The organism is Anaeromyxobacter sp. SG66 (assembly GCF_022690805.1).
GTDB lineage: Bacteria > Myxococcota > Myxococcia > Myxococcales > Anaeromyxobacteraceae > Anaeromyxobacter > Anaeromyxobacter soli.
On the sequence record NZ_JALCZC010000002.1, the window covers coordinates 156,099 to 183,058 of the forward strand.

29 protein-coding genes are annotated in these 26,960 nt (G+C 73.1%); 20 read left to right on the plus strand and 9 right to left on the minus strand.

Going from position 1 to position 26,960, the window contains the following annotated elements; all coding sequences use genetic code 11:
- The first annotated feature begins 88 nt into the window (after positions 1-88).
- A complete protein-coding gene (locus MNZ39_RS01420; protein WP_242333402.1) occupies positions 89-883 on the plus strand; it encodes an SDR family oxidoreductase in 795 nt (264 codons plus the stop codon).
- The gene (locus MNZ39_RS01425) at positions 880-1,692 is read left to right on the plus strand and encodes a hypothetical protein (protein ID WP_242333404.1); all 813 of its coding nucleotides are present in this window, start codon (positions 880-882) and stop codon (positions 1,690-1,692) included. The genes MNZ39_RS01420 and MNZ39_RS01425 overlap by 4 nt, the downstream gene beginning before the upstream one ends.
- 54 nt (positions 1,693-1,746) lie before the next feature.
- On the opposite strand, the gene MNZ39_RS01430 is transcribed toward MNZ39_RS01425, so the two are convergent.
- The 3 genes from MNZ39_RS01430 to MNZ39_RS01440 are packed head-to-tail and all read right to left on the minus strand — an operon-like array spanning position 1,747 to position 4,573.
- Positions 1,747-2,343, minus strand: coding sequence for a metal-dependent hydrolase (locus MNZ39_RS01430; RefSeq protein ID WP_242333406.1), 597 nt, complete (start codon positions 2,341-2,343; stop codon positions 1,747-1,749).
- 2 nt (positions 2,344-2,345) lie between these two features.
- A complete protein-coding gene (locus tag MNZ39_RS01435) occupies positions 2,346-3,941 on the minus strand; it encodes an alpha/beta fold hydrolase (protein WP_242333408.1) in 1,596 nt (531 codons plus the stop codon).
- A gap of 14 nt (positions 3,942-3,955) precedes the next feature.
- Positions 3,956-4,573: an isoprenylcysteine carboxylmethyltransferase family protein gene (locus MNZ39_RS01440; protein ID WP_242333410.1), complete on the minus strand. Its 618-nt coding sequence runs from the start codon at positions 4,571-4,573 to the stop codon at positions 3,956-3,958.
- A gap of 540 nt (positions 4,574-5,113) precedes the next feature.
- On the opposite strand from MNZ39_RS01440, the gene MNZ39_RS01445 reads away from it, so the two are divergent.
- From MNZ39_RS01445 to MNZ39_RS01510, 14 genes are all read left to right on the plus strand, one after another.
- Positions 5,114-5,275 carry a Flp family type IVb pilin gene (locus MNZ39_RS01445; protein WP_242333412.1) on the plus strand — a complete coding sequence of 54 codons (162 nt, stop codon included), beginning with the start codon at positions 5,114-5,116 and terminating at the stop codon, positions 5,273-5,275.
- A 61-nt stretch (positions 5,276-5,336) separates the two neighbouring features.
- Positions 5,337-5,858, plus strand: coding sequence for a prepilin peptidase (locus MNZ39_RS01450; protein WP_242333414.1), 522 nt, complete (start codon positions 5,337-5,339; stop codon positions 5,856-5,858).
- Positions 5,855-6,238: a TadE family protein gene (locus MNZ39_RS01455; protein WP_242333416.1), complete on the plus strand. Its 384-nt coding sequence runs from the start codon at positions 5,855-5,857 to the stop codon at positions 6,236-6,238. Before MNZ39_RS01450 ends, MNZ39_RS01455 begins: the two co-directional genes overlap by 4 nt.
- A gap of 23 nt (positions 6,239-6,261) precedes the next feature.
- Positions 6,262-7,245: a Flp pilus assembly protein CpaB gene (gene cpaB, locus MNZ39_RS01460; protein WP_242333418.1), complete on the plus strand. Its 984-nt coding sequence runs from the start codon at positions 6,262-6,264 to the stop codon at positions 7,243-7,245.
- Positions 7,242-8,714, plus strand: a complete 1,473-nt coding sequence (locus MNZ39_RS01465; RefSeq protein WP_242333420.1) for a type II and III secretion system protein family protein — start codon at positions 7,242-7,244, stop codon at positions 8,712-8,714. Before cpaB ends, MNZ39_RS01465 begins: the two co-directional genes overlap by 4 nt.
- A gap of 11 nt (positions 8,715-8,725) precedes the next feature.
- Positions 8,726-9,874: an AAA family ATPase gene (locus MNZ39_RS01470; RefSeq protein ID WP_242333421.1), complete on the plus strand. Its 1,149-nt coding sequence runs from the start codon at positions 8,726-8,728 to the stop codon at positions 9,872-9,874.
- Entirely contained in the window at positions 9,861-11,207 is a 1,347-nt protein-coding gene (locus MNZ39_RS01475; protein ID WP_242333423.1) for a CpaF family protein, read from the plus strand. The genes MNZ39_RS01470 and MNZ39_RS01475 overlap by 14 nt, the downstream gene beginning before the upstream one ends.
- A complete protein-coding gene (locus MNZ39_RS01480) occupies positions 11,207-12,169 on the plus strand; it encodes a type II secretion system F family protein (protein WP_242333425.1) in 963 nt (320 codons plus the stop codon). The genes MNZ39_RS01475 and MNZ39_RS01480 overlap by 1 nt, the downstream gene beginning before the upstream one ends.
- A gap of 3 nt (positions 12,170-12,172) precedes the next feature.
- The gene (locus tag MNZ39_RS01485; protein WP_242333427.1) at positions 12,173-13,117 is read left to right on the plus strand and encodes a type II secretion system F family protein; all 945 of its coding nucleotides are present in this window, start codon (positions 12,173-12,175) and stop codon (positions 13,115-13,117) included.
- A complete protein-coding gene (locus tag MNZ39_RS01490) occupies positions 13,114-13,920 on the plus strand; it encodes a tetratricopeptide repeat protein (RefSeq protein WP_242333429.1) in 807 nt (268 codons plus the stop codon). Before MNZ39_RS01485 ends, MNZ39_RS01490 begins: the two co-directional genes overlap by 4 nt.
- On the plus strand, positions 13,917-14,234 hold the full coding sequence (locus MNZ39_RS01495) for a hypothetical protein (protein WP_242333430.1): 318 nt from the start codon (positions 13,917-13,919) through the stop codon (positions 14,232-14,234). Before MNZ39_RS01490 ends, MNZ39_RS01495 begins: the two co-directional genes overlap by 4 nt.
- Before the next feature lie 10 nt (positions 14,235-14,244).
- Positions 14,245-15,363 carry a TadG family pilus assembly protein gene (locus tag MNZ39_RS01500; protein WP_242333432.1) on the plus strand — a complete coding sequence of 373 codons (1,119 nt, stop codon included), beginning with the start codon at positions 14,245-14,247 and terminating at the stop codon, positions 15,361-15,363.
- Positions 15,364-15,380: 17 nt separating this feature from the next.
- Positions 15,381-15,557 (plus strand): Flp family type IVb pilin, encoded by a 177-nt coding sequence (locus MNZ39_RS01505; protein ID WP_242333433.1) that lies wholly within the window; start codon positions 15,381-15,383, stop codon positions 15,555-15,557.
- Between the two features lie 17 nt (positions 15,558-15,574).
- Complete coding sequence (locus MNZ39_RS01510; protein ID WP_242333435.1) at positions 15,575-17,134, plus strand: hypothetical protein; 1,560 nt, start codon at positions 15,575-15,577, stop codon at positions 17,132-17,134.
- Between the two features lie 22 nt (positions 17,135-17,156).
- Here MNZ39_RS01510 and MNZ39_RS01515 read toward each other — a convergent pair whose 3' ends face one another.
- The 3 genes from MNZ39_RS01515 to MNZ39_RS01525 are packed head-to-tail and all read right to left on the minus strand — an operon-like array spanning position 17,157 to position 21,033.
- Positions 17,157-18,671, minus strand: a complete 1,515-nt coding sequence (locus tag MNZ39_RS01515) for a hypothetical protein (RefSeq protein ID WP_242333437.1) — start codon at positions 18,669-18,671, stop codon at positions 17,157-17,159.
- A 47-nt stretch (positions 18,672-18,718) separates the two neighbouring features.
- Positions 18,719-20,233 (minus strand): hypothetical protein, encoded by a 1,515-nt coding sequence (locus MNZ39_RS01520; protein WP_242333439.1) that lies wholly within the window; start codon positions 20,231-20,233, stop codon positions 18,719-18,721.
- A gap of 5 nt (positions 20,234-20,238) precedes the next feature.
- Positions 20,239-21,033: an alpha/beta fold hydrolase gene (locus tag MNZ39_RS01525; protein ID WP_242333441.1), complete on the minus strand. Its 795-nt coding sequence runs from the start codon at positions 21,031-21,033 to the stop codon at positions 20,239-20,241.
- Between the two features lie 204 nt (positions 21,034-21,237).
- On the opposite strand from MNZ39_RS01525, the gene MNZ39_RS01530 reads away from it, so the two are divergent.
- The 3 genes from MNZ39_RS01530 (at position 21,238) to MNZ39_RS01540 (ending at position 24,793) form a co-directional block, all read left to right on the plus strand.
- A complete protein-coding gene (locus MNZ39_RS01530; protein WP_242333443.1) occupies positions 21,238-22,710 on the plus strand; it encodes a TldD/PmbA family protein in 1,473 nt (490 codons plus the stop codon).
- A gap of 116 nt (positions 22,711-22,826) precedes the next feature.
- Positions 22,827-24,149 carry a TldD/PmbA family protein gene (locus MNZ39_RS01535; protein ID WP_242333445.1) on the plus strand — a complete coding sequence of 441 codons (1,323 nt, stop codon included), beginning with the start codon at positions 22,827-22,829 and terminating at the stop codon, positions 24,147-24,149.
- Positions 24,150-24,397: 248 nt separating this feature from the next.
- Positions 24,398-24,793 carry a response regulator transcription factor gene (locus MNZ39_RS01540; protein ID WP_242333447.1) on the plus strand — a complete coding sequence of 132 codons (396 nt, stop codon included), beginning with the start codon at positions 24,398-24,400 and terminating at the stop codon, positions 24,791-24,793.
- 8 nt (positions 24,794-24,801) lie between these two features.
- On the opposite strand, the gene MNZ39_RS01545 is transcribed toward MNZ39_RS01540, so the two are convergent.
- The 3 genes from MNZ39_RS01545 to purS all read right to left on the minus strand — a co-directional run bounded on the left by MNZ39_RS01545 (position 24,802) and on the right by purS (position 26,494).
- On the minus strand, positions 24,802-25,461 hold the full coding sequence (locus tag MNZ39_RS01545) for an alpha/beta hydrolase (RefSeq protein ID WP_242333449.1): 660 nt from the start codon (positions 25,459-25,461) through the stop codon (positions 24,802-24,804).
- A 63-nt stretch (positions 25,462-25,524) separates the two neighbouring features.
- Positions 25,525-26,181, minus strand: a complete 657-nt coding sequence (gene purQ / locus MNZ39_RS01550) for a phosphoribosylformylglycinamidine synthase subunit PurQ (RefSeq protein WP_242333450.1) — start codon at positions 26,179-26,181, stop codon at positions 25,525-25,527.
- A gap of 67 nt (positions 26,182-26,248) precedes the next feature.
- Positions 26,249-26,494 (minus strand): phosphoribosylformylglycinamidine synthase subunit PurS, encoded by a 246-nt coding sequence (purS, locus tag MNZ39_RS01555; RefSeq protein ID WP_242333452.1) that lies wholly within the window; start codon positions 26,492-26,494, stop codon positions 26,249-26,251.
- A 65-nt stretch (positions 26,495-26,559) separates the two neighbouring features.
- On the opposite strand from purS, the gene MNZ39_RS01560 reads away from it, so the two are divergent.
- A partial coding sequence (locus tag MNZ39_RS01560; protein ID WP_242333454.1) for a CNNM domain-containing protein occupies positions 26,560-26,960 on the plus strand: 401 nt, incomplete at its 3' end.

Consider the following 26,960-nt stretch of genomic DNA (forward strand, 5'->3'; position numbering starts at 1 on the left):
TCGAATCCGGCGGAGAGCGACGAATCGACGCCCCGGCCGGTCGCCCCACGCGCCACCGCGCCCGATCGCCATTATCCTTGCGGCGCGCATGTCCCCGACCGACCCTCGTCCCACGCTGGCCGTCGTCACCGGCGCATCTGCCGGCATCGGCGCCGCCCTGGCCCGCGACATCTCCCGCCGCGGCCGCCCCGTGCTCGCGATCGCTCGCCGCATCGAGCGGCTCCAGACCCTCGCCGCCGAGGCGCGCGCGCTCGGCCAGGCCGAGATCATCCCCTTCACGGTCGATCTCGCCCGGGAGGGTGCGCCCGAGAAGGTCGCCGAGGCCGCGCGCGAGCACGGCGGCGCCGCCTGGCTCGTGAACAACGCCGGCTTCGGCGCCTACGGCCAGTTCGAGCGGCTCGACCCGGCCCGGGTGCGCGAGATGATCCGGCTGAACTGCGAGACGCTCGTCCTCCTCTCGCACGCGCTCCTGCCCGACCTGCGCGCCGCAGGCGACGGCGTCCTCCTCAACGTCGCGTCGGCCGCGGCCTTCCAGGCGACGCCCTACATGAGCGTCTACGGCGCGACGAAGGCGTTCGTGCTGTCGTTCTCGGAGGGGCTCGCCGAGGAGCTTCGCGGCACGGGCGTGTACGTCGGCGCCTACTGCCCGGGGCCCGTCTCGACCGAGTTCGGTGAGGTCGCCGGGGTCGGGAGCCGCTTCGCGCGCGTGCCGGGGCTGCTCACCGCCGACGAGGCGGCGCGCGAGGCGCTCGCGCAGATCGAGCGGCGCGCCGTCGTCCACGTCCCCACCGCCGTCTACCGCCTCACCTCGACCGCCGTCCGCTTCATGCCGCGCGCGGTCGTCCGCCGTCTCGCCGCGCTCGCGCACCGGGAGGAGAAATGAGCCGCCGTTCCCCGAAGGACCGCGATCGCGACCGCGACGCCGCGCAGGGCATTCCGCCCGCGTACGAGGGCGCCGAGGTGCTGACCGCGCTGCTCGCCCGCGCGGGCTCGCGCCACGACGCCGCCGAGGTCGCCGAGGCGTTCCGGCGCGCGCAGGCGGCGGGCGAGCCGCGCTCCGCGGTGATCCCGGGTGTCTTCTCCGGCGAGCCGCACTTCGCCTCGCCCGACGAGGCGCGCCGGCTCTACGCGAACCTCTTCGGCCTGTGGGCGCGCGTCGCCGCGGGCGGCGGCCCCGAGGAGGAGTCACCGCCGCCGGCGAACGTGGTCGCCGCGCAGGAGCCCCTGCCGGAGCTGCCCGACCGCGGCTCGCAGAGCGGCACCGAGCTCGCGCCCGAGCTCGTGGAGGCCGTCTGGCGCCATCTCGCCGCCCAGGCGCCGCGCGAGGTGCAGCGCCGGCGCGATCGCTTCATGAACGTGCAGCCCGACCTCGTCGCCTGGCTCGAGGCCGCGCCGCTGCCCGAGTCCGGCGCGGGCGCCGCGCAGGAGCTGGCGTTCGAGACCTGGGTGATGTTCGACCAGGCCTTCGGCGATCGCCTCGCCGCGGTGGACTTCGGCGCGCTGCGCACGCTGGAGCAGGAGCCCGCCGCGCTCGAGTCGTCCCAGCCGGCCCTCGCCTCGTACGTCTCCGAGCAGCTCGATCTGCTCGCGGAGGACGACGAGACGTTCACGCCCGAGGCGCGGGCCCAGGTGGAGCGGACGCTAGCCATGGTCGCCGGGGCGCTGGAGGGGGCGGTGAGCGAGCTGTCGTGACGGCATAAGCGCCGCCGCGGAGCCGCTGAACGTTGCTGCTCCGGGGCAGCGCCGTCAGTTGTAGAGCGCGAGCGTGGCCAGGACCGCGGCGACGCTGAGCGTCGCGGCGAGCGCGCGCGTCCTCGCACCCCACGCCGGCTTCAGCAGGAGGAGCGGGGGAGCGAGGATCGCGAGCTCGAGCGCGGCGGCGAGCCCGTTCCGGAGCAGGAACCCGGCCGACCGGTATCCCTCTGCCGACCGCGCGTAGTACGCGATCGGGAGGAGGCGGACCGGCGCGAGGAACCCGCGCTCGTCGAAGGGCGCGAACGGCCGGATGGGCGGTCCGGCGCCCATGAGGAAGTCGAGGAGCAGGTGCGACAGGGCTGCGACGAGCAGCACGGCGAAGAGCCGCCCCAGCGGAGCGCGCACGAGCGGACGCGCCGCGAGCGCCAGCAGGCCCGCCGACGCCGTCGCGAACAGCAGGCTGTGCGAGAGGCCGCGGTGCGACGCCGCCCCCGGCCCGCACAGCAGGAAGAGCACGTCGAGGTCGGGGAGGAGCGCAGCGGCGATCGCGAGCGCCACGACCGCGCGCGGACGCTCCGCGCGGAGGCGATCGCCGGCAGAGGCGGCGACGACGGCGGCGGCGAGCGAGTGTCCGACGAAGGTCGACATGGTCAGTACCGGAGGAAGCCGACCGCGAGCACCCACGCGGTGACCGTCGCGGAGAAGATCGCGCCGACGGCGGGGTTGCGAGCGGCGCGGTCGAGCAGCGCGCTGACCACGGCGCAGAACGCGCCGATCGCGACGACGAAGAGCGTGAAGCGGCCGAGCCGCGGGCCCGCGAGCGGGAGCACGGCGGCGGCGGCGCCATACAGTACCGCCACAGCGGCTGCGGTGCGCGCACGGGGCCGGACGCCGACCTCGTCCGCCCCCGCGTGACCGACCACACCCTGCACGAACGCGAAGAAGGGGAAGAGCGCCGCGGCGAGCACGACCACCGCTGCGCGCCGCTCGGGGGCGGAGTCGAGAAGCGACACGTGGTACAGCTCGCGGTCCACGCCGGCGAGCGCCGCGACGTACACCAGCGCCGCCGCCAGGAGCGCCGGCGGCAACGCCCGGACGAGTTGCTGCGCTCCCGGTCCCGGCGCCCGCCTCCACCGCGCGAGCGCGAGCGCGTTCGCGGCGACGCCGGCCACCGCGAGCAGCGACGCCACGCGCTCTCCCTCCCCCAGCCGCACGAGCGCGAGCGGCGTCACGGCGTGCGCCGTGAGGAGCCCGATCCCGATCGCGAGCACGCCGATCGCGACGAGCCACGCGCGGCTCGCCACGGGCGGACTGCTCGGCTCGGCCGCCGAGGCGCACGCGCCCGCCCGTGCGACGAGCACCGAGAGGAGGACCGCCCCCGCGAGCGCGAGGAGCGCGAGGGCTCCGGCGAGGCGCGGCGTCACCACGGCCGCGGCAGGGTCGGCGGTCGGGCGGAGCGCGGGCTCGAGCCAGGCGAGCGTGTCGCGCATCACCGCCGGGCTGACGAGGAGCGAGAGGTGGTCCGCTCCGGGGACCACCTGCCAGGCGCGCGCGTCGCGCCGCGCGAGCTCACCGCTGCGCTCGCCTGCCCGCTCGAGCGTGCCAGCGGAGGCGTCGCGCAGCATGTCCTCGGCGAATCCCGCGATGAACCCGTAATCGTGCTCGGCGGTGACGACGAGCAGGTTGCCGGTGGCGGGCGAGAGCCCGCCCTCGTAGCCCGGCCCGATCATCACGAGCGTGGGGCGCCCCGGGTCCTGGCCCGCGACGCGGGCGAGGACGCTCGCACCGTACGAGTGGCCCACGAGCCCGACGCGCGCTCGCGCCACCCCGCGCATCGCCGCGATGGCGTCGAGCGCCTCCCGCGCGGCAGCGACCGCGCGCGCGTCCGAGTAGGGCTCGCGCGAGGCCCCGTGGCCAGGCAGGTCGATCGCGTAGGCGTCGACCCCGCTCGCGGCGAGCCGCCTCGCCAGCGGCACCATCATCGACTTGTTGCAGTGGAACCCGTGCACGAGGAGCGCGACGGGCCGCGCGCGATCGGGGACGCCGCGCGTCACCTCGAGCACCGGCACGCGCGAGGGCGAGGGGATCACGAACGCGTGCACCTCGACGGCGCCCCCCATCGCGCGCCACACGACGGGGGCGGAGAGCAGCGCGAGCCCCACGAGCCAGGCGGCGATGAGACGCCCGCCCTGGCGACCGCGCCGTGGCCGAGCTTCCCCGTCGAGCGTGTCCGCGGTCCCTGTCATCGCTCAGCGCCCGCTCAGTACACGAACGGCAGGAGCCGCCAGCGCGTGCGCGCCCGGTAGGCGGCGTACTCGGGATCGCGCGAGAGGAACTCCTCCTCGCCGCGGATGCGGACGAGCTGCGCGGCGAACGCGGCGATCGCCACCGCGACATTCCTCACGGTGAAGTTGCTCGCGACGTAGCCGAGGTGCGCGACCATGTACGAGGCGTAGAGCGGGTGGCGCACGAGGCGGTAGGCACCGCCGGAGCGAATGCCGCGGTTCGCCGGCAGGAGGCCCACGCTGCGGTTCAGGGAGATCAGGCCGGCGACGCCGAGCGCGGTTCCGATCGCCTGCACCACCTGCGCGGCGAACAGATCGTTCCCATCGGGCGCGGGGCGCAGGAGGAGCGGCAGGTACGTCCCGGCGAGCGTGCTCACCCACGCCGAAGGCGAGCTCGAGGTGGCCGCTGCCTGGCGCCGGACGACGAACAAGATCGCGAGCAGCGTCTCGAACAGGCCGATGAGCAGCACGCTCGCGCGCGGGCGATCCTGGAAGCTGTGGACGTGCGTGAGGGCGAACCCGCCGTAGAGCGCTGCCAGCGCGACGTTCGTGAAGGCCGTCCAGAGCCCGGCGCTGGTCACCCGATCGCTCATGCGCTCCGATGCTAGCACGCTGTGTACGGGCCCCGAACGGTGGGGCCCCCGCAGAAGGTCCCGCCTTCGCGACGCACCCGACGGGCCTAATACGAGGCCCGGAACCTGTTGGGTCGCGTTCACTCGCAGAGCGAGCAGGGACGCGCGCTGATCCGCGCGTCCAGCAGGCAGAACGTTCGCTTTCGACCGGCGACGAACGATCGTCTCGAGCGAGTGTCCCGAGGTCCCAGGACTCCCGATGAACGGCAACCGTCCGCACCTCCGCAGAGCAGTCGAGAGCATGTGGGGGAAGTAACCGAGCAGGCGCCGCGGCGACGACCGGACGAGCTTCTTCGCCTCGAGAGGCGACGACGCCGTGCGGACGCCGAATGGGCCTGGGAGGAGCGACCGCCCGCAGAGGTTTCCCGGCGCTCGCGGGCGCTCGGGGATCGCTCCGCACGCCCGGCTGGGGGCGGGCGCGAGCACGGCACACCCAGCCGGTGTGGACCATCGCGACGGGGGCACCGTTCGCGTGAGTGAAAGGGGCAGGCAATGACTCAGATGCTGAGGAAGCTGTGGAAGGACGAGGCGGCGCCGACGGCGGTCGAGTACGGCGTGATGGTGGCCCTGATCGCGGTCGTGATCATCACGGCCGTGGGCCTCCTCGGGACGAACCTGAGCACCACGTTCAACAGCGTCGCCGGCTCGGTCTCGGCGCCGTAGCGGTCTTCGTGATCCTCGACGCGCCGGCCGAGGCGTCCCGCGGCCGGCGCGAACGGACCCCATGAGCTACCCGCTCTCGCACTTCGCGCTCCTGAGCGCCCTCCTCGCGATCGCGTCGGCGTCCGACGTGGCGCACCACCGCATCGCCAACGCCCTCACCGTCGCGCTCGCCCTCGCGGGCGTCGCCGCGCAGGCGGCGGTGCACGGTGGCAGGGGCGCGGCGGGTGCGGTCGGCGGGATCGTGATCGTCGGGGCGTTGCTGTGGCCCGCGTGGTCGCACCGGATGGTCGGGGGCGGGGATCTGAAGCTGGGCGCGGCGGCGGCCGCGTGGGTCGGGCTGGAGCGCCTCCCCGCGTACCTGCTCGCCGCGGCGATCGCGGCGGGCGTCCTTTCGCTCGTCGCGTTCGGCGCATCCTCGCTGCGCGCGCGGAGCGAGATGCGGCGGAACCTCGTGGCGGTGGCGCTCGGCGCTGCCCCCACTCGTGTGTCGCTCGCGGCGGAGCACGGCCGCGCGCCCGTCCCGGCGGGCGCGGCCCTCGCCGTCGGCGCGCTGTTCGCCATCCTCACGGGGGGCACGCCATGAAGGCGCGAACGGGTCGCGCGTGGGCTCGGGGGGCTGCGGCCGTCGAGTTCGCGCTCGTGGTCCCGGTGCTGATGCTGCTCTGCCTGGGTGCCATCGAGTGGGGTTTCCACTTCTTCCAGCGCGAGATCATCGTCAACGCCGCCCGGGAGGGCGCGCGCGCCGGGAGCATCGCCGACTCGGATCCGGCCGGCGTCGCCGAGGCCCGGGCGAGCGAGTACCTGGGCGTCGCTGGGATCGACGCCTCGACCTGCAGCTTCGACATCCCTGATCCCATCGGCTCCGTGAGGGTCGCGGTCGACTGTCCGGGGGGATCGTTCACGCTTCTCTTCAACGACATCATGCCGGCGCGGATCGTCGCGACGGCCGAGATGCGCCGCTGAGCGCAGCAGCAGGGGGATCGACGATGACGAGCTCGGGCGGTGGCGATCGGGCGGGCAGCAACCTGCGGCGGGCGGCGGAGCGAGGCGCGAGGCGCACCGGTCTTCGAGCGGCGCTGTTCCTCGGGATCGCCGCGATCGCGGCGATGGCGACGGCGGTGCTGTTCACGCGCTACCTCGAGGCGAAGGCGTCGGCGGCGCGGGTCCCCACCACGAAGGTCGTCGTCGCCGCGGTGGACATCCCGTCGGCGACCACGCTCCGGGCGGAGTCGCTCGCCGTCATCGAGTGGCCTTCCGGCTCGACGCCGCAGGGGACCTCGGCGGATCCGGCCGCGCTCGTGGGCCGCGTCGTGACCTCGGCGACGACGAAGGGCGAGCCGATCCTGGCGGGCCGGCTCGCCCCGCCCGGCACTGCCGCCGGCCTCGCGGCCATCCTGCCGCCCGGGATGCGCGCCGTGGCCGTCCGCGTGGACGACGTCGTCGGGGTCGCGGGGTTCCTGCACCCCGGTGACGCGGTGGACGTGATCGTCACGATGAAGCCGTCGGACGCCGCGGGTCAGCCCCCGATGTCCAAGATCGTGCTCCAGAACGTGCGCGTGCTCGCCGTCGGCAAGGAGGTCGAGCGCGCGGACCGCAACTTCGACAAGGCGATGCCTGCCACGGTCGCGACCCTCATGGTCGACGGCGAGCAGTCCGAGAAGCTCGCCCTCAGCGCGAGCAAGGGCCAGATCCTCCTCAGCCTCCGGAGCGGCGCGGACGAGGACATGCTCGCCACGCCCGGCATCACGCCCCCCATCCTGCTCGCCGGCGGCCGCGAGCCGGAGCGTCCCGCCGCGGCGGCGCCCACGGCGGGCTCGCCCGGCCCGAAGGTCACCGCGGTGTCCTCGCGCCACCGCGCGCGCGCACCGGTCGTCGAGGTGAAGCCCGCGCCCGCCGAGAAGCAGACGGTCGAGATCCTCCGCGGCGACATGTTCGAGCGCCGCGACTTCACGAAGGAATCGCGCCAATGATCCCCCACCGCGCCCGTGCGCTCCTCGCCTCGCTCCTCGTCGTCGCCGGGCCCGCCGCCGCGCAGGACGGGGCGCAGACCACCCCCGCGCTGCGCATCGATCGCGAGATGGGGGCCGCCCGCGAGATGACGCTCGAGGCGGGCCAGAACCGGCTCCTCATCCTGTCGGAGCAGATCGGTCGCATCGCCGTCGCGAACCCCGAGGTCGCGGACCTGAAGGTCGTGACGCCGAACCAGGTGCTGCTCACGGCGAAGGGGGTCGGCACCACGGACCTCACGCTCTGGAACCGTGACAACCAGCCGCTCGTGATCGCGCTCCAGGTCGGACGGAACCTCGAGGCGCTGCGCACGCAGGTGAAGCAGCTCTTCCCCGGCGAGACCGTGAACATCACCTCGAGCGGCGACCTCGTCGTCCTCTCGGGGCAGGTCACGGACGTGCGGCTGCCGGAGCGCGTCGCGGAGGTCGCCCGCCTGCACGCGGAGAAGGTCGCGAACCTCATCCAGGTGTCGGGCGTGCAGCAGGTACAGCTCCAGGTCCGGTTCGCAGAGGTCGCGCGCACGGGCCTGCGCGAGCTCGGCGTCAACTTCTTCCACAAGTCGGACGACTTCAAGACGGTCGGCGGCCTCTTCAGCAACCGCACGCTGCCCGGAGACTTCCTGAACACGGCACAGAATCCCGCGATCCCGAGCACGGGCCCGCGAGGCCTCGCCGGAAACGGCTTTCCGCCGGACGTGCCGTCGGGGACGTTCCAGAACGCGTTCTCGGTGTTCCTGTCGCACATGGGCGACTTCCCGTTCAGCGTCATGCTGAACCTGCTCGAGCAGAACAACCTCGCGAAGTCGCTCGCCGAGCCGACCCTCGTCGCGCTCTCCGGTCAGGACGCGCGCTTCCTCGCGGGCGGCGAGCTGCCCATCCCCATCGCGTCCTCGTTCGGCCAGACGTCGGTCGAGTGGAAGCGGTTCGGCATCCAGCTCCAGTTCACGCCCACCGTGATCGGCGACGCCATCCACCTCTCCATGAAGACGGAGGTGAGCGACATCGATCCGAGCCTCGCGGTCACGATCGCGGGCACGAGCGTCCCCGGCCTCACCTCGCGCCAGAGCGAGACGAGCATCCGCCTCGCCGACGGCCAGAGCTTCGCGATCGCGGGGCTCGTGGCGGACCGGATCCGCTCGCAGATCGCGAAGTTCCCGCTCCTCGGCTCCATCCCGATCGTCGGCGCGCTCTTCCGCTCGCAGGCGTTCCAGCGCGACGAGAGCGAGCTCGTCGTGGTCGTGACCGCCCACCTCGTGAAGCCCGTCGCGCCGCACGAGCTGCCACGGCTGCCGACCGAGTACGAGATGAACGATCCCGGCGACCTGCCGTTCTACCTGCTCGGCAGCCAGGGCACTAGCGCCGAGGTCGCCGACCGCAGGCAGCCGCCGAGCGCAGAGCGTGGCGCGTCCGGGCAGAGCGGCTTCAGCCAGTGAAGGGAGCGACCATGGACACGATCCCGTTCTTCGTCACCGGGCTCGAGGCGAGCGTGCAGACCGCGCTGCTCTCGGCGCTGGACGATCTTCCCCTGCAGAACGTCAGCGACGCCGCCCGCGCCGTCGCCGAGCCCGGGAAGCCCGCAGTCGCGGTGGTGGGCCTGAACGGCGACCCCGAGACGGCGTTCCGCTCGATCTCCGGGCTCGCGGCGGGCGGCGTGCGCGTCGCGGTGGTCGGCGCGGCGAAGGACCCGGACCTCATCCTGCGCGCGATGCGCTCCGGCGCGCGCGAGTACGTCGTGGCCGGCGAGGCCGAGCGGCTGGAGCTGGCGGTCCGCTCGCTCGTGCGCCCCACGCCCACGGCCGCGGCGAGCTCGGTGACGGCGTTCTTCCCAGCCAAGGGGGGCATGGGCGCCACGACGCTCGCCGCTAACTCCGCGGCGTCGATCGCGGCTCGCGGCGCGCGGGCGTGCCTCGTCGACCTCGAGCTGCAGCTCGGGGACGCGATGTCGCTGCTCGACCTGCAGAGCACCTACACGGTGTCCGACGTTCTCGCGAACCTTCGCCGGCTCGACCGCGACCTGCTCGACAGCTCCATCGCGCGGCACCGCGCCGGGATGAGCGTGCTCGCGCAGGGCGACCGGCTCGACGAGGCCGACAAGATCGACGCCTCCGCGATCACACAGCTCATCGGGTTTCTGCGCCAGCACTACGGGAGCGTGGTCCTCGACGGGATCCACGGCTTCGACGAGCTCTCGCTCGCCGCGCTCGACGCGTCCGATCGCGTCGTCCTGGTCGTGACGCAGGAGGTCCCGGCGGTGCGGAACGCCCAGCGCACGGTCGAGATCTTCCGGAAGCTGGGCTACGACGACTCGAAGCTGCTCCTCGTCGTCAACCGCTACCAGGCGCGCTCGAACGTCACGCGCGAGGTGGTCGCCGACACGGTCCGGCTGCCGGTCACGGCCACGGTCACGAACGACTTCGCGCTGCTCGCGAAAGCGGTCGGGCGCGGCGCGACGCTCGCCGAGGTGGGAGCCCGCGCCCCGATCACGCGCGACGTCGAGGCGCTCGCGGCGCTGCTCGACGCCGAGGGCGCGAAGTCCTCCGCGCGCACCTCGTGGTGGCGGCGGCTGACGGGAGGCGGACGTGGGACTCGGTGAGCGGTTGCGCCAGCGCGCGAGCGCGGCCCCGGCCGCCGCGGCGCTCGCGCCGGAGTCGGCGCCGGAGGTATTCCACGACCTCAAGACCGAGCTACATCGTCGCATCATCGACAAGCTCGACCTCCAGGCGTTCGAGCGGCTTCCGGCGGAGCGCCGCCGGGAGGAGCTGCGGGCGGTGCTCTCCGGCGAGATCGGTCGGTCGGAGCTGCCGCTCAACCAGCTCGAGCGGGAGCGCATGGTGGGGGAGCTCCTCGACGAGCTCACCGGCCTCGGGCCCCTCGAGCCGCTCCTCGCCGACGGGACGATCTCGGACATCCTCGTCAACACCTACTCGACCGTCTACGTCGAGCGGCGCGGCAAGCTCGAGCTCACGCAGGTCCGGTTCGGCTCGAACGGGCACCTGCAGCAGATCATCAACCGGATCGTCGCCCAGGTCGGCCGGCGCGTGGACGAGACCTCGCCGATGGTGGACGCTCGCCTCGCCGACGGCTCGCGCGTGAACGCGATCATCCCGCCGCTCGCGATCGACGGCCCCATCCTCTCGATCCGGCGCTTCGGCGTCTCCCCCCTCAAGGTCCGCGACCTCGTCTCGAACGGCGCGCTCACTCCGGAGGCGGTCGGCTTCCTGGGCGCCTGCGTCAAGGCGAAGCTGAACGTGCTCATCAGCGGCGGCACGGGCGCCGGCAAGACGACGCTCCTCAACGCGCTCTCGTCGTTCATCCCCGACGCCGAGCGCATCGTCACCATCGAGGACTCCGCCGAGCTCCAGCTCCAGCAGCGGCACGTGGTGCGGCTCGAGACGCGCCCGGCCAACATCGAGGGGAAGGGCGAGATCCTCGCGCGCGACCTCGTGAAGAACGCGCTCCGCATGCGCCCGGACCGCATCGTCGTCGGCGAGGTCCGCGGCGGCGAGGTGCTCGACATGCTGCAGGCGATGAACACGGGCCACGAGGGCTCGATGACGACCGTCCACGCGAACACGCCGCGCGACGCGCTCTCCCGCATCGAGGCCATGATCGGCATGAGCGGCGTGCCGCTCAGCGAGGGCGCGACCCGCGCCACGATCTCTCGCGCGCTCAACATCATCGCCCAGCTGAACCGCGGTACCGACGGCCGCCGTCGCATCATGTCGATCGCGGAGATCACCGGGACGGAGGGCGCCGCCATCACCATGCAGGAGATCTACCGGTTCGAGCAGCGCGGCGTGGACTCGACCGGCAAGGTCATCGGCGAGTTCATGGCGACCGGCATCCGGGCGCGGGCGATGAGCCGGATCGCGCAGTTCGGCGTGGACCCCGCGGCCATCGCCGCGCACGTGCTGGAGGAGCGCTGATGCGCGAGCTCCTGATCGCCGCGGTCGCGCTCGGCATCTTCGCGGGCGTGGAGGCCATCTACTACGGCTTCCAGTTCGTCGGCGACCGGCGCCGCGCCGAGCTGCGCCGGCGGCTGCGCGCCATCGGCAGGGAGGGTGCGCTCGACGCCGAGCTCCTCCGCCGCGGGCGCATCGCGCGCCAGGCGTGGGCCGAGGGGCTGGTGACGCCGCTCCCCGGCGTCAGCTACCTCGAAACGCTCCTCGAGCAGGCCGACTCGCGCTGGACCGTGGCGCAGCTCTTCGGGATCTCCGCCGCGGCGGCGGGGACGGGGCTGCTGCTCGGCCTCGTCCTCCGGCTCGGGCTCCCCATCGCCCTGCTGCTCGGCGTGGCGGGCGCCGGCGCGCCGCTCCTGTCCGTCCTCTCGGCCAGGAGCCGACGCAGTCGCAAGATCTCCGAGCAGCTCCCCGAGGCGCTCGAGATGATGGCGCGCTCGCTCCGGGCCGGGCACGCGCTCACCTCCGCGTTCCAGGTGGTCGCCGGCGAGATGCCCGAGCCAGTGTGCATCGAGTTCGCGCGCGGGTACGACGAGCAGCGGCTGGGGCTCTCGCTCGAGCAGGCGGTGCTTCACATGGCGGATCGCTGCCCCGGGAACTCCGACGTGAAGATCTTCGCCGTCTCGGCGGTGATCCAGCGCGAGACAGGCGGCAACCTCGCCGAGATCCTCGAGAAGATCTCGGACACCATCCGCCAGCGGTACCGCTTCTACGGCAAGCTGCGCGCCCTCACCGGTGAGGGTCGCGCGTCGGCGTGGGTGCTCGGCGTGTTGCCGATCATCGTCGCGCTCGCGGTGTCGGTGATGAACCCCGGATACCTGCGCACGCTGGCCGAGAACCCGTCGGGCCACTGGATCGTGGGCTACGCCCTGGCGAGCTGGGCCGCGGGGATCGTGTGGCTCCGAAGCCTGACGCAGCTGGAGATCTAGCGCATGCCGATCGACCCGCTCACGCTCGCGATGGGATGCCTCGCCACGATCGCCGTCGCGTCGCTCGGGGCGGCAGCACGCTCGTTCCGCGCCGGCGCCGATCCCGCGGTGCGGCGGCTTCGCGCGGCGTCGCCGGATCCCCACGCGCCCGCCGCGGCGGTGGTCTCGGGCGAGCGGCTCGACGTCGGCGCGCCGGAGGCGTCGCGCGGGAACACCTCGCAGGGTGACGAGGACGCGGCATCACGACTGCGCCGGCAGCTCGTCTGGGCGGGGTTCCGCTCGACGCGGGCGCCTCACCTGTTCGTCGCCTCCAAGGCGGTGCTCTCGTTCGGCCTGCTGTTCGGGTTCCTGTTCGTGAACGCCTCCCGGGCCGAGCCCGTGCGGTTCGCCCTCGGCATCGCGATCTGGCTGGCCGGTGCGGGCTTCTTCCTGCCCAACCTGTGGCTGTCGTCGCGCATCACCAAGCGTCTCCGCCAGATCGATCGCGCCCTCCCGGACGCGCTCGACCTGCTCGTCACGTGCGTGGAGGCGGGCCTGGGGCTCGACGCGGCGCTCCAGCGGGTGTCGGCGGAGATCGCGCTGGCGTGGCCGCTCCTCTCGAGCGAGCTGAGGCTCACGTTCCTGGAGGTGAAGGCCGGCATCCCGCGGATGGACGGGTTCCGGCGGCTCGCGGCCCGGACCGGCTCCCCCGAGCTGCGCGCGCTCGCGGCGACCCTCACGCAGACCGAGCTGTTCGGCACGAGCATCGCGTCTGCGCTGCGGGTCCAGGCCGAGGGCATCCGCATCCGCCGCATGCAGCGCGCGGAGGAGCGCGCCGCGTACGTCGCCGTGAAGATGACGCTGCCGCTCGTCCTCTGCATCCTCCCCGCGCTGTTCGCGGTCATCATCGGCCCCGCCGCGGTGAACATCATGAAGACCCTCATGCCCATGCTCGGGGGACATCGATGAACCGGTCGCGCTCGCTCGCGGTGTCCTCCGCCGTCATGCTCTCCGCCGTCCTCCTCTCCGCCTGCGCCACGACGCGTCGCGCCTCCCAGGAGGGAGTGTCCGGCGTCAGGCTCGCGGTCGCGCGCGATCTCGTCGATCGCCGCCAGTACGGCGACGCGCTCGCCGCCATCCAGGCCATCCACGAGAGCGAAGGGCGGTCGGCCGCGACGTTGACGCTCCGTGCACGGGCCTACCGCGGGCAAGGCAACACCGGCGACGCCGAGGACGATCTGCGCGAGGCGCTGCGCATGGACCGCGACTATGCCCCGGCCCACGCGGCGCTGGCGATCATGGACGACGAGGCGAAGCGCTGGGCGGACGGGGAGGGGCATCACCGGCGCGCGGCGGAGCTTGCCCCGCAGAACGCGGCGTACCTGAGCGACTGGGGCTGGGCCCTCTACCGGCAGGGGCGCACGCAGGACGCGCTCGCCCGCCTGCAGCAGGCGGTGCGGCTCGATCCGATGCCGGCGCGCTACCACAACAACCTCGGCTTCGCGTACGCGCGGGCGGGCGACTTCACGCGCGCCGCGCAGCAGTTCGCCTCCGGCGGCTCGCCGGCAGAGGCGAAGAACAACCTCGGCTACGCGTACGAGCTCGCCGGAAACCTGCCGCAGGCGTTCGCGGCGTACTCGGACGCCGTGCGGCTCGCCCCGGGCTTCGCCCGCGCGCGCGCAAACCTGGAAGAGGTCGCCAAGAAGCTCGACCGCGCGGTTCCGTCGGAGCCCGCGCGGCCGGAGAAGGTGCCCTCGGGGAGGATGCAATGAAGACGCTGGTTTTCACGGCGCTCGCCGCCCTCGCGGCCGGGTGCGCGAGAGAGCACCTGACGGAGACGCATGGCCGGGCCATGCGGGAGATCTTCGTCGCGCAGCAAGCGAACCCCGGCGCGCCTCGCGTGCCCGCGCCCGCGGCGCTCAACGGCCTCGACTCGCAGGAGGCGACGATCATCGCGGAGACCTACCGCAAGAGCCTCGCGCCGAAGGGAGAGAAGGTCGAGGAGCCGCAGGTCCTCATGCTGACCCCCCAGACCACTCGCGACCGGCAGCGGCCGCTCGCGCCGTCGGTGCCCCCCAGCCGGTGAGAGGGACGTCATGCGCGCGCGAGGAACGAGGCGGGAGCGCGGAGCGGTCGCGGTGATCGTCGCGATCATGCTGCTCGTGCTCGGCGGGTTCATGGCGCTCTCGCTCAACGTCGGGCACCTGATGTCCGTCCGGGGGGAGCTGCAGAACGCGAGTGACGCGGGCGCGCTCGGGGGCGCGTGGGATCTGGACGGCACGGCCGAGGGGGTCGCGAAGGCGCGCCTCGCCGCGTTCGACTACACGGGCCGGCACTCGACGGACATCCAGCAGCTCAAGAACTCCGACACCACCGTCGAGTTCGGGTACTGGAGCGTGAACTCGAAGAAGTTCTTCCCCATCTCGGACCCCACCGCGACCGTCGACCTCCTGCACGCCACGAACGCGGTGCACGTCACCGCCACCCGGGCGGGCAACAATCCCGCCCCGGTGTTCTTTCCGGTGTTCGCCGGAGGCAAGAACACGGCCGACGTCGGCGCCGACGCGATCGCCGTGCGGGGGGGGCCGTGCGAGGAGAAGTGCGGCCTGCCGCTCGCGTTCGCGAAGTGCCAGATCCTGAACGCGACCGGCGGCCTCAAGACCTGCGAGGAGGGCCTGCCGCTCTACTTCCACAGCGACTCTTCCGACAACATCGGCTTCACCGTGCTGAACCAGTACCCGGACGTCAGCACGAGCTACATCCGCATGATGCTCGACGGGTTCAAGACCGACCCCCCGACCTGCGGGTCGCCCATTTTCGCGGATCCGAACGTCCTCATCGAGGTCTCGAACGGCTCGAACCTGAACCCGACGATCGACGACTTCGCGTTCCTGGTGGGCAAGGGGCCGTATCCCGTCCCCATCATGGACCTCCCCTGCGAGGCTCCGCCGCCGAGCGGGACGTGCTCGACCACCGGGGGGACGGACTCGAAGTTCGTGAAGTCCGCGCCGCTCGTCGCGTTCGCGAGCGTGACGGTCGCCTACGCAGGTCTGGTGAAGAACTTCCCGAAGGACCAGCCGCTCCCGCCGGGCTCCGAGTGCTGGCAGAAGAACTCCAAGGTGCTGGTCCTGACGCTCCACTGCGACGTACCGACGAAGGCGACGGCCGGCTGCGAGTTCTTCGGGCTCCTTCCTCCCCCTAAGCTCGTGCACTGACCGGCGCAGGAGGCCGTATGAGCCGACTCCTTCACGTCGCCCTGCGCGCGCTCTGGGCGGACGAATCGGCGCCCACGACCGTGGAGTACGCGATCATGGCCGCGGGGATCGCCGTCGCGATCTTCGTGGCTGTGGGGTCGCTGGGCGGGGCGGTGAACGGGCTGTTCGATCAGATCGCGACGACGTGGCCGTGAGTCTCGCGGCCCCAGCCGTGGTTTCTGCCGAACGTGACACGAGCGCCCCCACGTCTGGCGCGGCGTTCGTGTTCGTCTCGACCTGGGCGCTGCTCGCGCTCGGCGCAGGCTCGAAGCTGCTGCAGGACCCGGGCACGCTCTGGCACACGCTCACGGGCGAGCGGATCCTCGGCGGGGGCTTCCCGCACCAGGACTGGCTCAGCTTCACGTTCGGCGGCCATCCGTGGATCGCCCACCAGTGGCTCGGCGAGTGCCTGATGGCCGCGCTCCACCGGATCGGCGGGCTCGACGCGCTCGTCGTCGCGACCGCCGGCGGGATCGCGCTCCTCTTCGCCTGGCTCCATGCCCGCCTCGTCGCCTCGGGAGTGAGCGCGCTCTGGGCCGTCCTGGTGGTCGCGCTCACCGCGGTCGCGACCTCGCATCATTTCCACGTGCGGCCGCACATGCTCTCCTTGTTCGCGTTCGCCTGGCTGTACGGGAGGCTCGCGGACGTCGACGCCGGCAGGCGAAGCCTCGCCGCGCTCTGGCCAGCTCCGCTCGTGTTCCTCGCATGGGTGAACGCGCACGGGGCCGCCGTCGGGGGCCTCGCGACGCTCGCCCTGTTCGCGCTCGCCTGGCTCGGCGCCGCGGCCGTGGGGGCGCGGTCCCCGATCCGCGGAGCGCGCGCGGCCGCGGCCATCGCCGCGCTCCTCGTCGCGTGCGTCGCCACCGTGCCGCTGACCCCGTACGGCCTCGACACCGCGCGCACGTGGTCCGCGATCCTCGATTCGCAGGCGCTGCCCCGGCTCATCATCGAGCACGCCTCGCTCGTGCGAACGGGATCGTGGCAGGTGCTCGCCCTCGCGGCGGTGTACCTGGCTGCCCTCGCGGGCGCCTCGCGCCGCGACCTGCGCGCGACGAGCCTCGTGCCGCTCGTCTGGCTCGCGCTCGCGTTCGACCGCATCCGCCACGCGCCGTTCTTCGCCGTCGCCGCGGCGATCGCGCTCGCCGAGCTCCTCCCGAACGCCCGCTGGGTGGAGGCGCTCGCGCGCCGCGGCTTCCGGGTGCAGGGCAGCCCGGGGTCGATGCCGGGGCGTCGCTTCGCCTTGGGTGCGCTCGCAGCCATCGCGGCCGCCGTGATCGCGGTCGGAGCGCTCTGGGCGCGCTCGCCGGATGGCGCACCGGTGCTCGCTCGCCTCGACAAGAACCGCTGGCCCGTGGAGCTCCTGCCCGCGCTCCGTGCCGCGGCGCGCGACGCGCCCTCGGGTGCGCCCATCCTGAACGACATGCCCTTCGGGGCTTTCGTCGCCTACGAGACCCCCCGGCTGCGCATCTTCGTGGACGATCGCTGGGAGCTGTACGGAGACGACTTCATGCTGGGGTACGTCCGCGCAGAGCCGAGCTGGCTCGACGGGTGGGTGGCCCGCTCGGGCGTGAGCCTCGCGCTCGTGCAGAACGGCTCTCGCCTCCAGCACTACCTCGAGCGCGACGGCCGCTGGAGCGTGGTGGCGACCTCGAGCGCGGGGGCGCTCTACCGGCGCGCATCACTGGCGCGCACCGTGACCGCTCCGCGTCGGGGCCAGCAGCCGGTTCGGTGAGGACCCGCTTGCAGGCGGCGGGCTAGCGATACGTCCGCTCGCAGCGCGAGAAGCGAGGCTTTCCGGGACCGGCGAAGGGATCGAGGCAAGCGAGCTCCAGCGTGCCGCCCGCGGGGAGGATGGAGGCGCAGATCGTCCCCGCCGGCCGGCCGTCCGTGCAGGGGCGCAACGTCCAGATCGGGAAGGACAGCTCGGGAGCGCGGTAGCCGCCGAGCTCGATGTCGGCGAAGTCGCCCCGAGCGGCCACCACGATCCCGTTGCCGGGTGCGGCCCGGATCCGGAACGCGGTGGACGAGGGCTCGTAGTTCCCCCACGCGAAGCACCGGCCCGCGCACGCCCGGTCGACGACGTGGGTGAACGGCGCGACGCGGGAGGGCGGAGAAGCGATGGCCCCGACGATGCGTGACCCGCGCGGCAGCTCTCGCGCGGCCGCGTTGACCTGCCCCTGGAACGAGGAGAGGGCGGTCCAGTCGAGCGAGAGGGTCGCGACCCAGCACGCGGCGAGGGCGATCGTCGCCGCGAGCTGGCGGCCCGAGCGCGGCGCGCACGCCGCCACGCCGGTCCACGCGATGCCCACGAGGACGGAGCTTCGCTGGACGAGGTAGCTCGCGGGTACGTCGAACCCCGGGAACAGGATCGCGTCCGGGAGGATCACGCCGCTGGCCGTGGCGAGCACGGCGACGGCGAACACGGGGTGCTCGAGCGCGGCGTTCCCGACCTCACGGAGCCAGCGCCGGATCACGACCGCCCACAGGGCCAGCAGCGCGAGCATGAACAGCCGGTACTTCGCGTCGAACACCCAGAGCTGGTCGGCGCCCGAGACGGTGGCCCACTGGTCGGTCGAGTAGAGCGAGCGGCGCGAGATGCCAAGGGCCGCCGCCGCCGCGGCCTCGACTCCGAGCGCGGCCGCGAGGAGGACCCCCGGGCGCGCGACCCGTTCCCGTACGGCGAGCGCCAGCGCGGTCGCCGCCCCGACCCCCGCGACCGGCAACGGGCTCCCGGTCACCGCGAGCGCGAGGAGCGGGGCCGCCAGGCTGAGCCGCACGGGCCAGCGCGCGCTGGACAGGACGGCCGCGCCCGCGAGCAGCGAGAGCGACGCTGCGGCCGTCCAGTTCGACAGGCCCATGTGGAAGTTCCACCCGAGCGCCAGCATCCCGAGCACGGGGAGCCATTCCCAGGCGGGCCGCGCCGACAGCGCCCGGCAGAACAGGAACGAGGACCAGAGCGAAAGGTGCGCTGTCGCGACGAGGGCGACCTTCTCGACCTGGCCGGGAGTGAGGACGCGAACGAGGGCGCCGAGCACCCGGTCCACGAGCACGTTAGTCGTGGGGGCCGCGAGCCAGAGCCCGCCGGCCTCGCCACGCTCGATGAGCAGCGCGAGCCAGGCGTTGTAGACGTGGCTGTGCAGGTCTCCCGACGGGAACTCGGAGACGAGCAGGGGCGGCAGCGTGACGAGCGCGACTACCACCGCCGTGATCCCGGCACGCACCGCGAGCGCGGGCGCCTGGTCGACGCGTCCCGTGGGTCCGGCCTGCACGCCCTCATCATCCCATGGTGCGATCGGCTTCATCAACGTGGGTCGCTTCAGGGCCGTGCGCGGTCGAGGTCCGAGGCGCAGCGATCGACGTTGCCCGACCCGACGAGACGGACGAACGGATCGACGCAGCTGGGCACGAGGACCTCGCCCGGCGTCGCGCGCGACGCGCAGAGGCGTGCGTCCGGACCGCCGCGGCGGCACGGACCGATCTTCCATAGCTCCAGCGGCGGCGGCGGAACGCGATAGGCGCCCGCGTCGAACGCGAGGAACGCGTCGGTCGTTCCGATGACGAAGGGATTCTCGGCGGAGGCCCTCATCCGGAAGGCGCGCGTGGGCGCCTCGTAGTTCCCCCACGCGAAGCAGCGCCCGGTGCAGGCGAGGTCGAGCGACCTGTGGAGCGGGTACCGGCCGGGGCCGAAGACCGTCGCCACGACGCGCCCTCCCGCCGGGACGTCGTGGACGGCGGCATCCATCGCCTCGTGAAAGGCAGACAGCCTCGCCCAGTCCACGAGCACGAGCGCGGTCCAGGAACCCGCGACGGCGCACAGCATCGCGAGCCGTCGCGGCGAGAACCGGGCCTGGGCTGCGACGGCGATCCACCCGACGCCGGCGAGGAGGGAGGCGCGTCGCGAGAGATAGAACGCGGGGACCTCGTACCCAGGGAACAGCAGCGTGTCGGGAGTGCCCGCGGCGCACGCGGCGGAGAAGAGCGCTACCGCGATCGCAGGGCCGGCGAGCGCCCCCTCGCGCTGCGCGTCGCGGATTGCCCAGGCGAGCACCGCGGCGAGGAGGAGCGTGAAGAGCGCGTACTTGGCGTCGAACACCCAGAGCTGATCCGCGCCCGAGAACGCGAGCAGTTGACCGCTCCGGTAGGCGCCGATCCCGGAGGCCACCACGGCTGCTCCGACCGCCAGGGCGCCGCCCGCGGAAGCCACTACGATCGGCACCGGGCGCAGCCCCGGACGCCGGAGCAGCCAGACGATCGCGCCGGTCGCGAGCCCCCAGGCTGCCGGCAGCGGATTGCCGATCGCCGCGAGGGCCAGGATGAGCAAACCGGCGACGAGGCGTCGCGCGTGCACACGCGCTCCACTGAGGAGGCCCACGGCGAGCAGCGACAGGGCCGCAGAGGCGAACCAGTTCGATAGGCCCGTCTGGAACGCCCATCCGACGGTCAGGACGGCGAGCGCAGGCAGCCACTCCCAGCACCGTCGCCCGGAGACGTTCCGGACGAAGAGGAACGCCGACCCGAAGAACAGGTTGGCGAGGACGACGAGCACGACGCGCTCCGCGCCGCGGGGAGACAGGACGAGGAGCAGCCCTTCCAGCGGTACGTCGACGAGTCGGTTCGTCCAGCCCGGCGCGAGCCACAGCCCCGGCGCCTCGCCGCGCTCGACGAGCGACGCGAGCCACGCATTGTAGACGTGGCTGTGCAGATCGCCCGCGGGGAAGTACGGCACCAGCGCCGGGGCGTTCACCACGGCGAGGGAGACGAGGAAGATCGAGAGATCGACGCGCGAGAGCCAGCGCTGGCGAGGGGGAGCCGTCGTGCCCTGCGGCTCCATCGCGATCAGGCCGGCAGCCCGTCCAGGAACGTCTGCAACGCCCGGTTGAACCCCTCCGTCGCCTCCAGGTTCGCGAGGTGCCCCGCCTTCTTCAGCTTCACGAGCTTCGCGCCCTTCACCGCCTTCGCCATCTTCTCGGACTCGGCCGGCGGCGTGAGGGAATCCTCCTCGCCCACGATGACGAGGGTCGGGCAGGTGATCTTCGCGAGGGTCGGGGTCGAGTCGGGGCGCTGCGCCATCCCGCGCTGCGCCGCGGCCACGCCGGCGGGCGTGCCGCGGCGGATGAGATCCCGCACCTCCTTCACGACCGCCGGATCGGGGTCGGGCCGGAGGAGCTTCGGGACCATCTCGTCCGCCACCCACCCGAGCCCCTTCTCGAGCGCGGTCTTGGCGAACTTCTCCCGCCCGGCCTTCCCCTCGTCCGTGTCGGCCGGCGCCTTCGTGTCGCAGAGCGCGAGCCCGCGGAAGAACCCCGGGATCTGCCGGTACAGCTCGAACGACAGGTAGCCGCCCATCGACAGGCCTGCGACGGCCGCGCGCTCCACGCGAAGGTGCGCGAGCAGCGCCCGCACGTCCTCGGCGAGCACCTGCATCGTGGACGCCTCGCCGCGCGGAGTGGACTGGCCGAGCCCGCGGTAGTCCGGCGCGACGATCCGCCAGCGCCCCTCGAGCGCCGCGATCTGGCGCTGCCACATGCCGGAGTTGAGCGGGAAGGCGTGCAGGAGGAGCAGCACGTCCTTGTTGCCGGTCCCGGCGTCGCGGTAGTTGAGCTCCGTGCCGTTCACGTTTGCGATGGGCATGACTCAACGTTTATCCCGTTTCGGCCCGGTTGCCGGACGTCCCTGCGGGGCCGGGCCGCCTTGGCCCCGGCCTCGGGCTTCGGCAGGCTCGGCCCGAGCGGGCAGGGGGCGCCAGCCGTCACCGGCGATACCGAGCGGCCAAGTTCGTCCGGGGCGGTTATGAATGAGGCCGCCGTCGCGACCGGCGACGGAGCAAGGAACGGGATGGTGAACCAGGATACGGCTGCTCGTCCGGCCACCCAGGCGGGGACGAGCGAGGGCATCGGCTACTTCGCGCGCTTCGGAGTGACCGAGCGGATGATCGCGCAGACGCTCGCGACCGCGCTCGCGCGGGGCGGCGAGCACGCGGACGTCTTCTTCCAGCACCGCGTAGGGTCCGATCTCGGCCTCGAGGACGGCGCGGTGAACCGCGCCTACGCGACGGTGGAGCTGGGCGTCGGCGTGCGGGTCGTGAAGGGCGACCAGACGGGCTACGGCTACACGGAGGACCTCTCCCTGCCGGCGCTCCTCGAGTGCGCCCGCACCGCCGCGGCGATCGCGGACGGCCCCTCGCGGCCCATCCCGGAGCGGCTCCACGTCCGGGCCGGCCTGCCCGATCGGTACCCGCTCATCCGCCCGTGGGAGGAGATCCGGCCCCAGGAGAAGCTGCCGCTCCTCGCGGGCCTCAACGAGCGCGCGTTCGCCGCGGACGAGCGCATCAAGAAGGTGAACCTCTTCCTGCGCGACGAGTCGGGCGCGATCCTCATCGCCGACTCCTCGGGCCGCATCGTCGAGGACCGTCAGCCGATGACGCTCCTCTACCTGTCGGTGCTCGCCGAGGCGAACGGCCGCCGCGAGCAGAACGGCTACAACGTCGCCGGCCGCGCAGGCTTCGACTTCTACTCGCCGGAGCGGCTCGACCGCGTGGTGCGCGAGGCGGTCGCCCGCACCACCATCCTGTTCGACGCGGTGACGCCGCCCGCCGGCGAGATGCCGGTGGTCCTCGCCGCCGGCTCCTCCGGCATCCTGCTCCACGAGGCGATCGGCCACGGCATGGAGGCGGACTTCAACCGCAAGGGCGTCTCGATCTACGCCGACAAGATCGGCAAGCGGATCGCCCAGCCCTTCGTGCAGATCGTGGACGACGCCGCCAACGCGGGCGCGCGTGGCGCGATCAACGTGGACGACGAGGGCAACGACGCCGGCACCACGCACCTCGTGCAGGACGGCGTGCTCACGACCTACTTGCACGACGCCATCTCGGCGCGCCACTTCGGCGTGCGGCCCACCGGCAACGGCCGGCGCGAGAGCTACCGCCACGCGCCGCTGCCGCGGATGCGCTCCACCTACATGCTGCCCGGGCCGCACCGCACCGAGGAGATCATCCGCTCGGTGAAGAAGGGCATCTACTGCATGAACTTCTCGAACGGCCAGGTGAACATCGGCGCGGGCGACTTCACGTTCTACGTGAAGAACGGCTACCTCATCGAGGACGGCAAGCTCACGCGGCCGGTGAAGGACGTGAACATCATCGGCAACGGCCCGCAGGCGCTCGAGCGCGTGGACATGGTCTCGGACGACCTCGCCATCGACGAGGGCGGCTGGACCTGCGGCAAGGACGGGCAGAGCGTGCCCGTCTCGCAGGGCCTCCCCACCGTGCGCGTCTCGTCGATGACGGTCGGCGGCCGCGGAACGTGATCCTCTTCGCGCCCGTGGCTCGACCTGCTCGCCACGAGCGGACCCACGCGACTCCTCTGCTCCGCTCGCCCTGAGCCTGGCGAAGGGCGAGCGGAAGAACGGAAGAACGGTCCTCCATGTCCGACCTCCTCGACATCACCCGCCGCGCCGCCGCGCTCGCGCGCGAGAAGGGCGCGACCGACGCGTCCGCCGGCTCCTACCGCGCCCGCCACGTCGAGGTCGCCTGGCGCGACGGGAAGGTGGAGAAGGTCTCCGAGGCGACGACCCGCGGCCTGGGCCTCGACCTCTACGTCGACGGCCGCTACGCCGCCGTCTCGACGAGCGACCTGCGCCCCGACGCGCTCGACCGCTTCGTCGAGGACGCCGTCGCGCTCGCCCGCACGCTCGCGCCGGATCCGCACCGGCGGCTGCCCGACCCGGAGCTCTACCGCGGCCAGGCGAACGTCGATCTTCAGCTCGAGGATCCCGACTACGGGAAGGTCGACGCCACGCGGCGGCGCGCCGAGGCGGAGGCGATCGAGGCTGCCGCCCGCGGCGTGCCCGGCGCGAGCGCGATCCTCTCGGTCACCACGAGCGTCTCCGACACGCGCTCCGAGAGCGCCCTCGTGCAGACGAACGGCTTCGAGGGCGAGCGGCGGGGGACCGACTTCTGGATCGGCGCCGAGGTGACGGTTCTGGATCCCGACGGTCGCCGGCCGGAGGAGTACGCGGCCTCGGGTGGACGGTTCCGGAGCGCGATGGAGGCGCCCGAGGCGATCGGCCGCCGGGCCGCCGAGCGGGCCATCGCCCGCATCGGAACCCGCAAGGGCGAGTCGGCGGTGCTCACCATGGCGCTCGACAACCGCGCGTCCGGCAGGATGGTCGGCATGCTCTTCGGCCCGCTCGCCGCGGCGGCCATCCAGCAGAAGCGCTCGTTCCTCGAGGGCAAGATCGGCGTGCAGCTCGGCAGCCCGCTGCTCACCGTGAAGGACGATCCGCTCGTGCCGCGCGGCCTCGGCTCGCGCCTCTACGACGGGGAAGGGATCGCAGCGCGGCCGTTCCCGGTGTTCGAGGAAGGCGTGCTGCGCAGCTACTACGTCGACACGTATTACGGGCGGAAGCTCGGCCTCCCGCCCACCACCTCGCGCAGCTCGAACCTCGCGTGGGCGCTGGGCGGAAGGTCGCAGGCACAGCTTCTCACCGACCTCGGCGAGGGCGTGCTCGTCACCGGCTTCCTGGGCGGCAACTCGAACGGAACGACCGGGGACTTCTCGCTGGGCGTGCGCGGTTTCCGCGTGCGCGGCGGCCGGCTCGCGGAGCCCGTGGGTGAGATGAACGTCTCGGGCAACCACCTCGAGCTGTGGAAGCGGCTCGCCGCGGTGGGTGACGATCCGTACCGCTACTCGGCGATGCGGACGCCGACGCTCGTCTTCGAAGGGGTCCAGTTCGCCGGTACGTGAACACGGACGGGGAGTCCGAGGTCGCTCGCCCGGACCCGGAGTCAAGGGACTGGCCCGCCGGCGGCGCGTGCACGTCCTCGCCTCGCGTTCGCCTGGACGTGCCGCAGGGGAGCCCGCGCAAGGCGCGCGCTCGATCGGTCCCTGTCGAGGACAGGCGCCGGACTTCCATGAGCCGTTTGGGGCATACCCGCGCCTCCGCGCGGCGCCGATTTGCCTCCCGGTCCAACCATCCGTAATTCTTATCCAGAATGGTCTCCGTACTTGTGGTGGACGATGAGAGCGACATCCGCGAAGCCGTGGCGGAGGTCCTGGCGGACGAGGGCTACGTGGTCCACGGCGCCGGGGACGGCGCCGAGGCCCTTCGCAAGGCGCGCGCCGTCCATCCGAACATCGTCCTGCTCGATCTCATGATGCCCGGCATGAACGGCTGGGAGTTCCGCGCCGCGCAGAAGGGCGATCCGGAGCTGTCGGACATCCCGGTGGTCGTGCTCTCCGCGCTCGGCCGCGTGGCCGGCATGGACGCGGCGGGCTTCATCCAGAAGCCGTTCGATCTCGACGAGCTGCTCGACGCGGTCCGCGAGTACGCCGACGGTCACGCGGGCGGCAGCGGCGGGCGGATCGACTCGCCCCACGCGCCCATGTAGCCGCGCCCTCAGCGCCGCGCGTCCTCCATCAACCAGGCGATCGCCGCCTCGGCCTCGCGCTGCAGCGCCGCGAGATCCTCCGTGAAGAGGTGAGTGGCGTTCGGGACCGCCGCAATCCGGCGCGGGCCGCGCGATCCCGCGAGCGCGAGCCGCACCTCGTCCGGCGTGCCGAACTCGTCGTTCGACGCCTGCACGATCGCGACCGGCTTCTCCACCGAGGTCACGAGCGCCGTGTCGCGGACGAGGTCGACATCGGCGGAGCGCAGGGCGAGCCCGGCGAGGAGCAGGCCGCGCACGCTCGCGTCGGCGCCGCCCGCGAGCACCGCCATCCACGCGCCGAACGAGAAGCCGCCCGCGAGGCGGGGGAGCTCCGGCCGCTCGCGCGCGAGCCAGGCGAGGGCCGCGCGCGCGTCGTCTGCCTCGCCCCGGCCGCGGTCGTAGGTGCCGGCGCTGCGGCCCACGCCGCGGAAGTTGAAGCGGAGCGCGACGCCGCCCGCGGCGCGGACCGCCTTCGCGAGCCGGTGGGCGGCGTGCGTGTGCAGCGTGCCGCCGAAGCGCGGGTGAGGGTGGCACACCATCGCCGCGAAGCGCGGCGCGCCGCCCGCGGGGAGGCCGAGGGGCTCCTCGACGAGCGCCTCCAGCCGGCCGGCGGGTCCTGGGATGTCCACCTGCACTGGAGCGCCTCCGGGGAGCGCGGCGCGAGGCCGGCCCGAGCGCCGGCCCGCCGTCGATCAGGAGAGCAGCGACTCGAACAGCCGCCGCCCGTCGTCGCGCCCGAGGATCGCCTCGGCCGCGCGCTCCGGGTGCGGCATGAGCCCGACGACGTTCCGGCGCGGCCCCCCGCAGATGCCGGCGATGTCGCGCGCGGCGCCGTTCGGCGCGCCGCCCACGTAGCGGAACACGACGCTGCCCTCGCCCTCGAGGCGGTCGAGCGTCTCCGCGTCGGCGAAGTAGTTCCCCTCCGCGTGCGCGACCGGCATCGTGAGCGTCTGGCCGGCGAGGCCGCGGGTGAGCGGCGTCTCCCCGCCCTCGACGCGCAGCGTGACGTCGCGGCAGATGAACTTGAGCGAGGCGTTCCGCATGAGCACGCCGGGCAGGAGCCCCGACTCGCAGAGGATCTGGAAGCCGTTGCAGATGCCGAGGACCGGCCGGCCCTGCTTCGCGAACTCGACCACGTCCTCCATCACCGGCGAGAAGCGCGCGAGCGCCCCGCAGCGGAGGTAGTCGCCGTAGCTGAAGCCGCCGGGGAGGATCACGGCGTCGAGCCCGGCGGGGAGCCGGTCCTTGTGCCAGACGTACTCGGCCGGCGCGCCGCAGGCGTGCTTCACGACGTGGTAGACGTCGTGGTCGCAGTTCGAGCCGGGGAAGGTGACGATCCCGATCTTCATGGTCTCTCGCTCGGGTCGAGCGCCGTGGGCCGCTCGTGCTGAAACTGACGAGGCACGAGCGTCGGCCTCACAGCTCGATCCGGAAGTCCTCGATGACCGTGTTCGCGAGGAGCTTCTTGCACATCTCCTCGAGCCGCCTGCGCTCCTCCGCCTCCGGCGCCTTCTCGTCGATCGTGACCTCGATGTACTTCCCGAGGCGGACGTCGGAGACCTCGCCGTAGCCCATCGCGTGGAGCGCCCGGTTCACCGCCGAGCCCTGGGGGTCGAGCACTCCCCGCTTGAGCGTGACGTACACCCGCGCCTTCTTCGCCATGCGCGGCTTTATAACAGATCCACCCCCGCCGCGTTCCCGCCCTTTTGCTAGGGTTCCGGGGCCAAATGCCCCCCGCCCCCGACCTCCGCCAGTTCCTCCTCCTCGCCGCCGCGGCCGCCGCGCTCCTCGCGGTTCGCGCCGTGGTGGCGGCGCTCGAGGCGGCGCTCGTCGCGGTCGGCACGCCGCGCGCCCGGGAGCTCGCCGACGCCCCCTCGGCCGGCCGGCGCGCGCGAGCGCTCGCCGCGCTGCTCGCCGAGCCGGAGACGACCGCGTTCACCTTGCGTGCGCTGGTGACCCTCGCGACCGTCTTCGCGGGCGTGCTCGCCGCGGCGGCGGGCGCCGCCCTCGCGCCCGGCGCGACCTGGCTCGCCGCCGCGGCGGTGGCCGGCGGGGTGGGGCTCCTCTCCCTCCCCCTCGCCGCGGGCGCGCGCGGCCTCGGCGCGGCGCACGGTGAGATCCTCGCGCT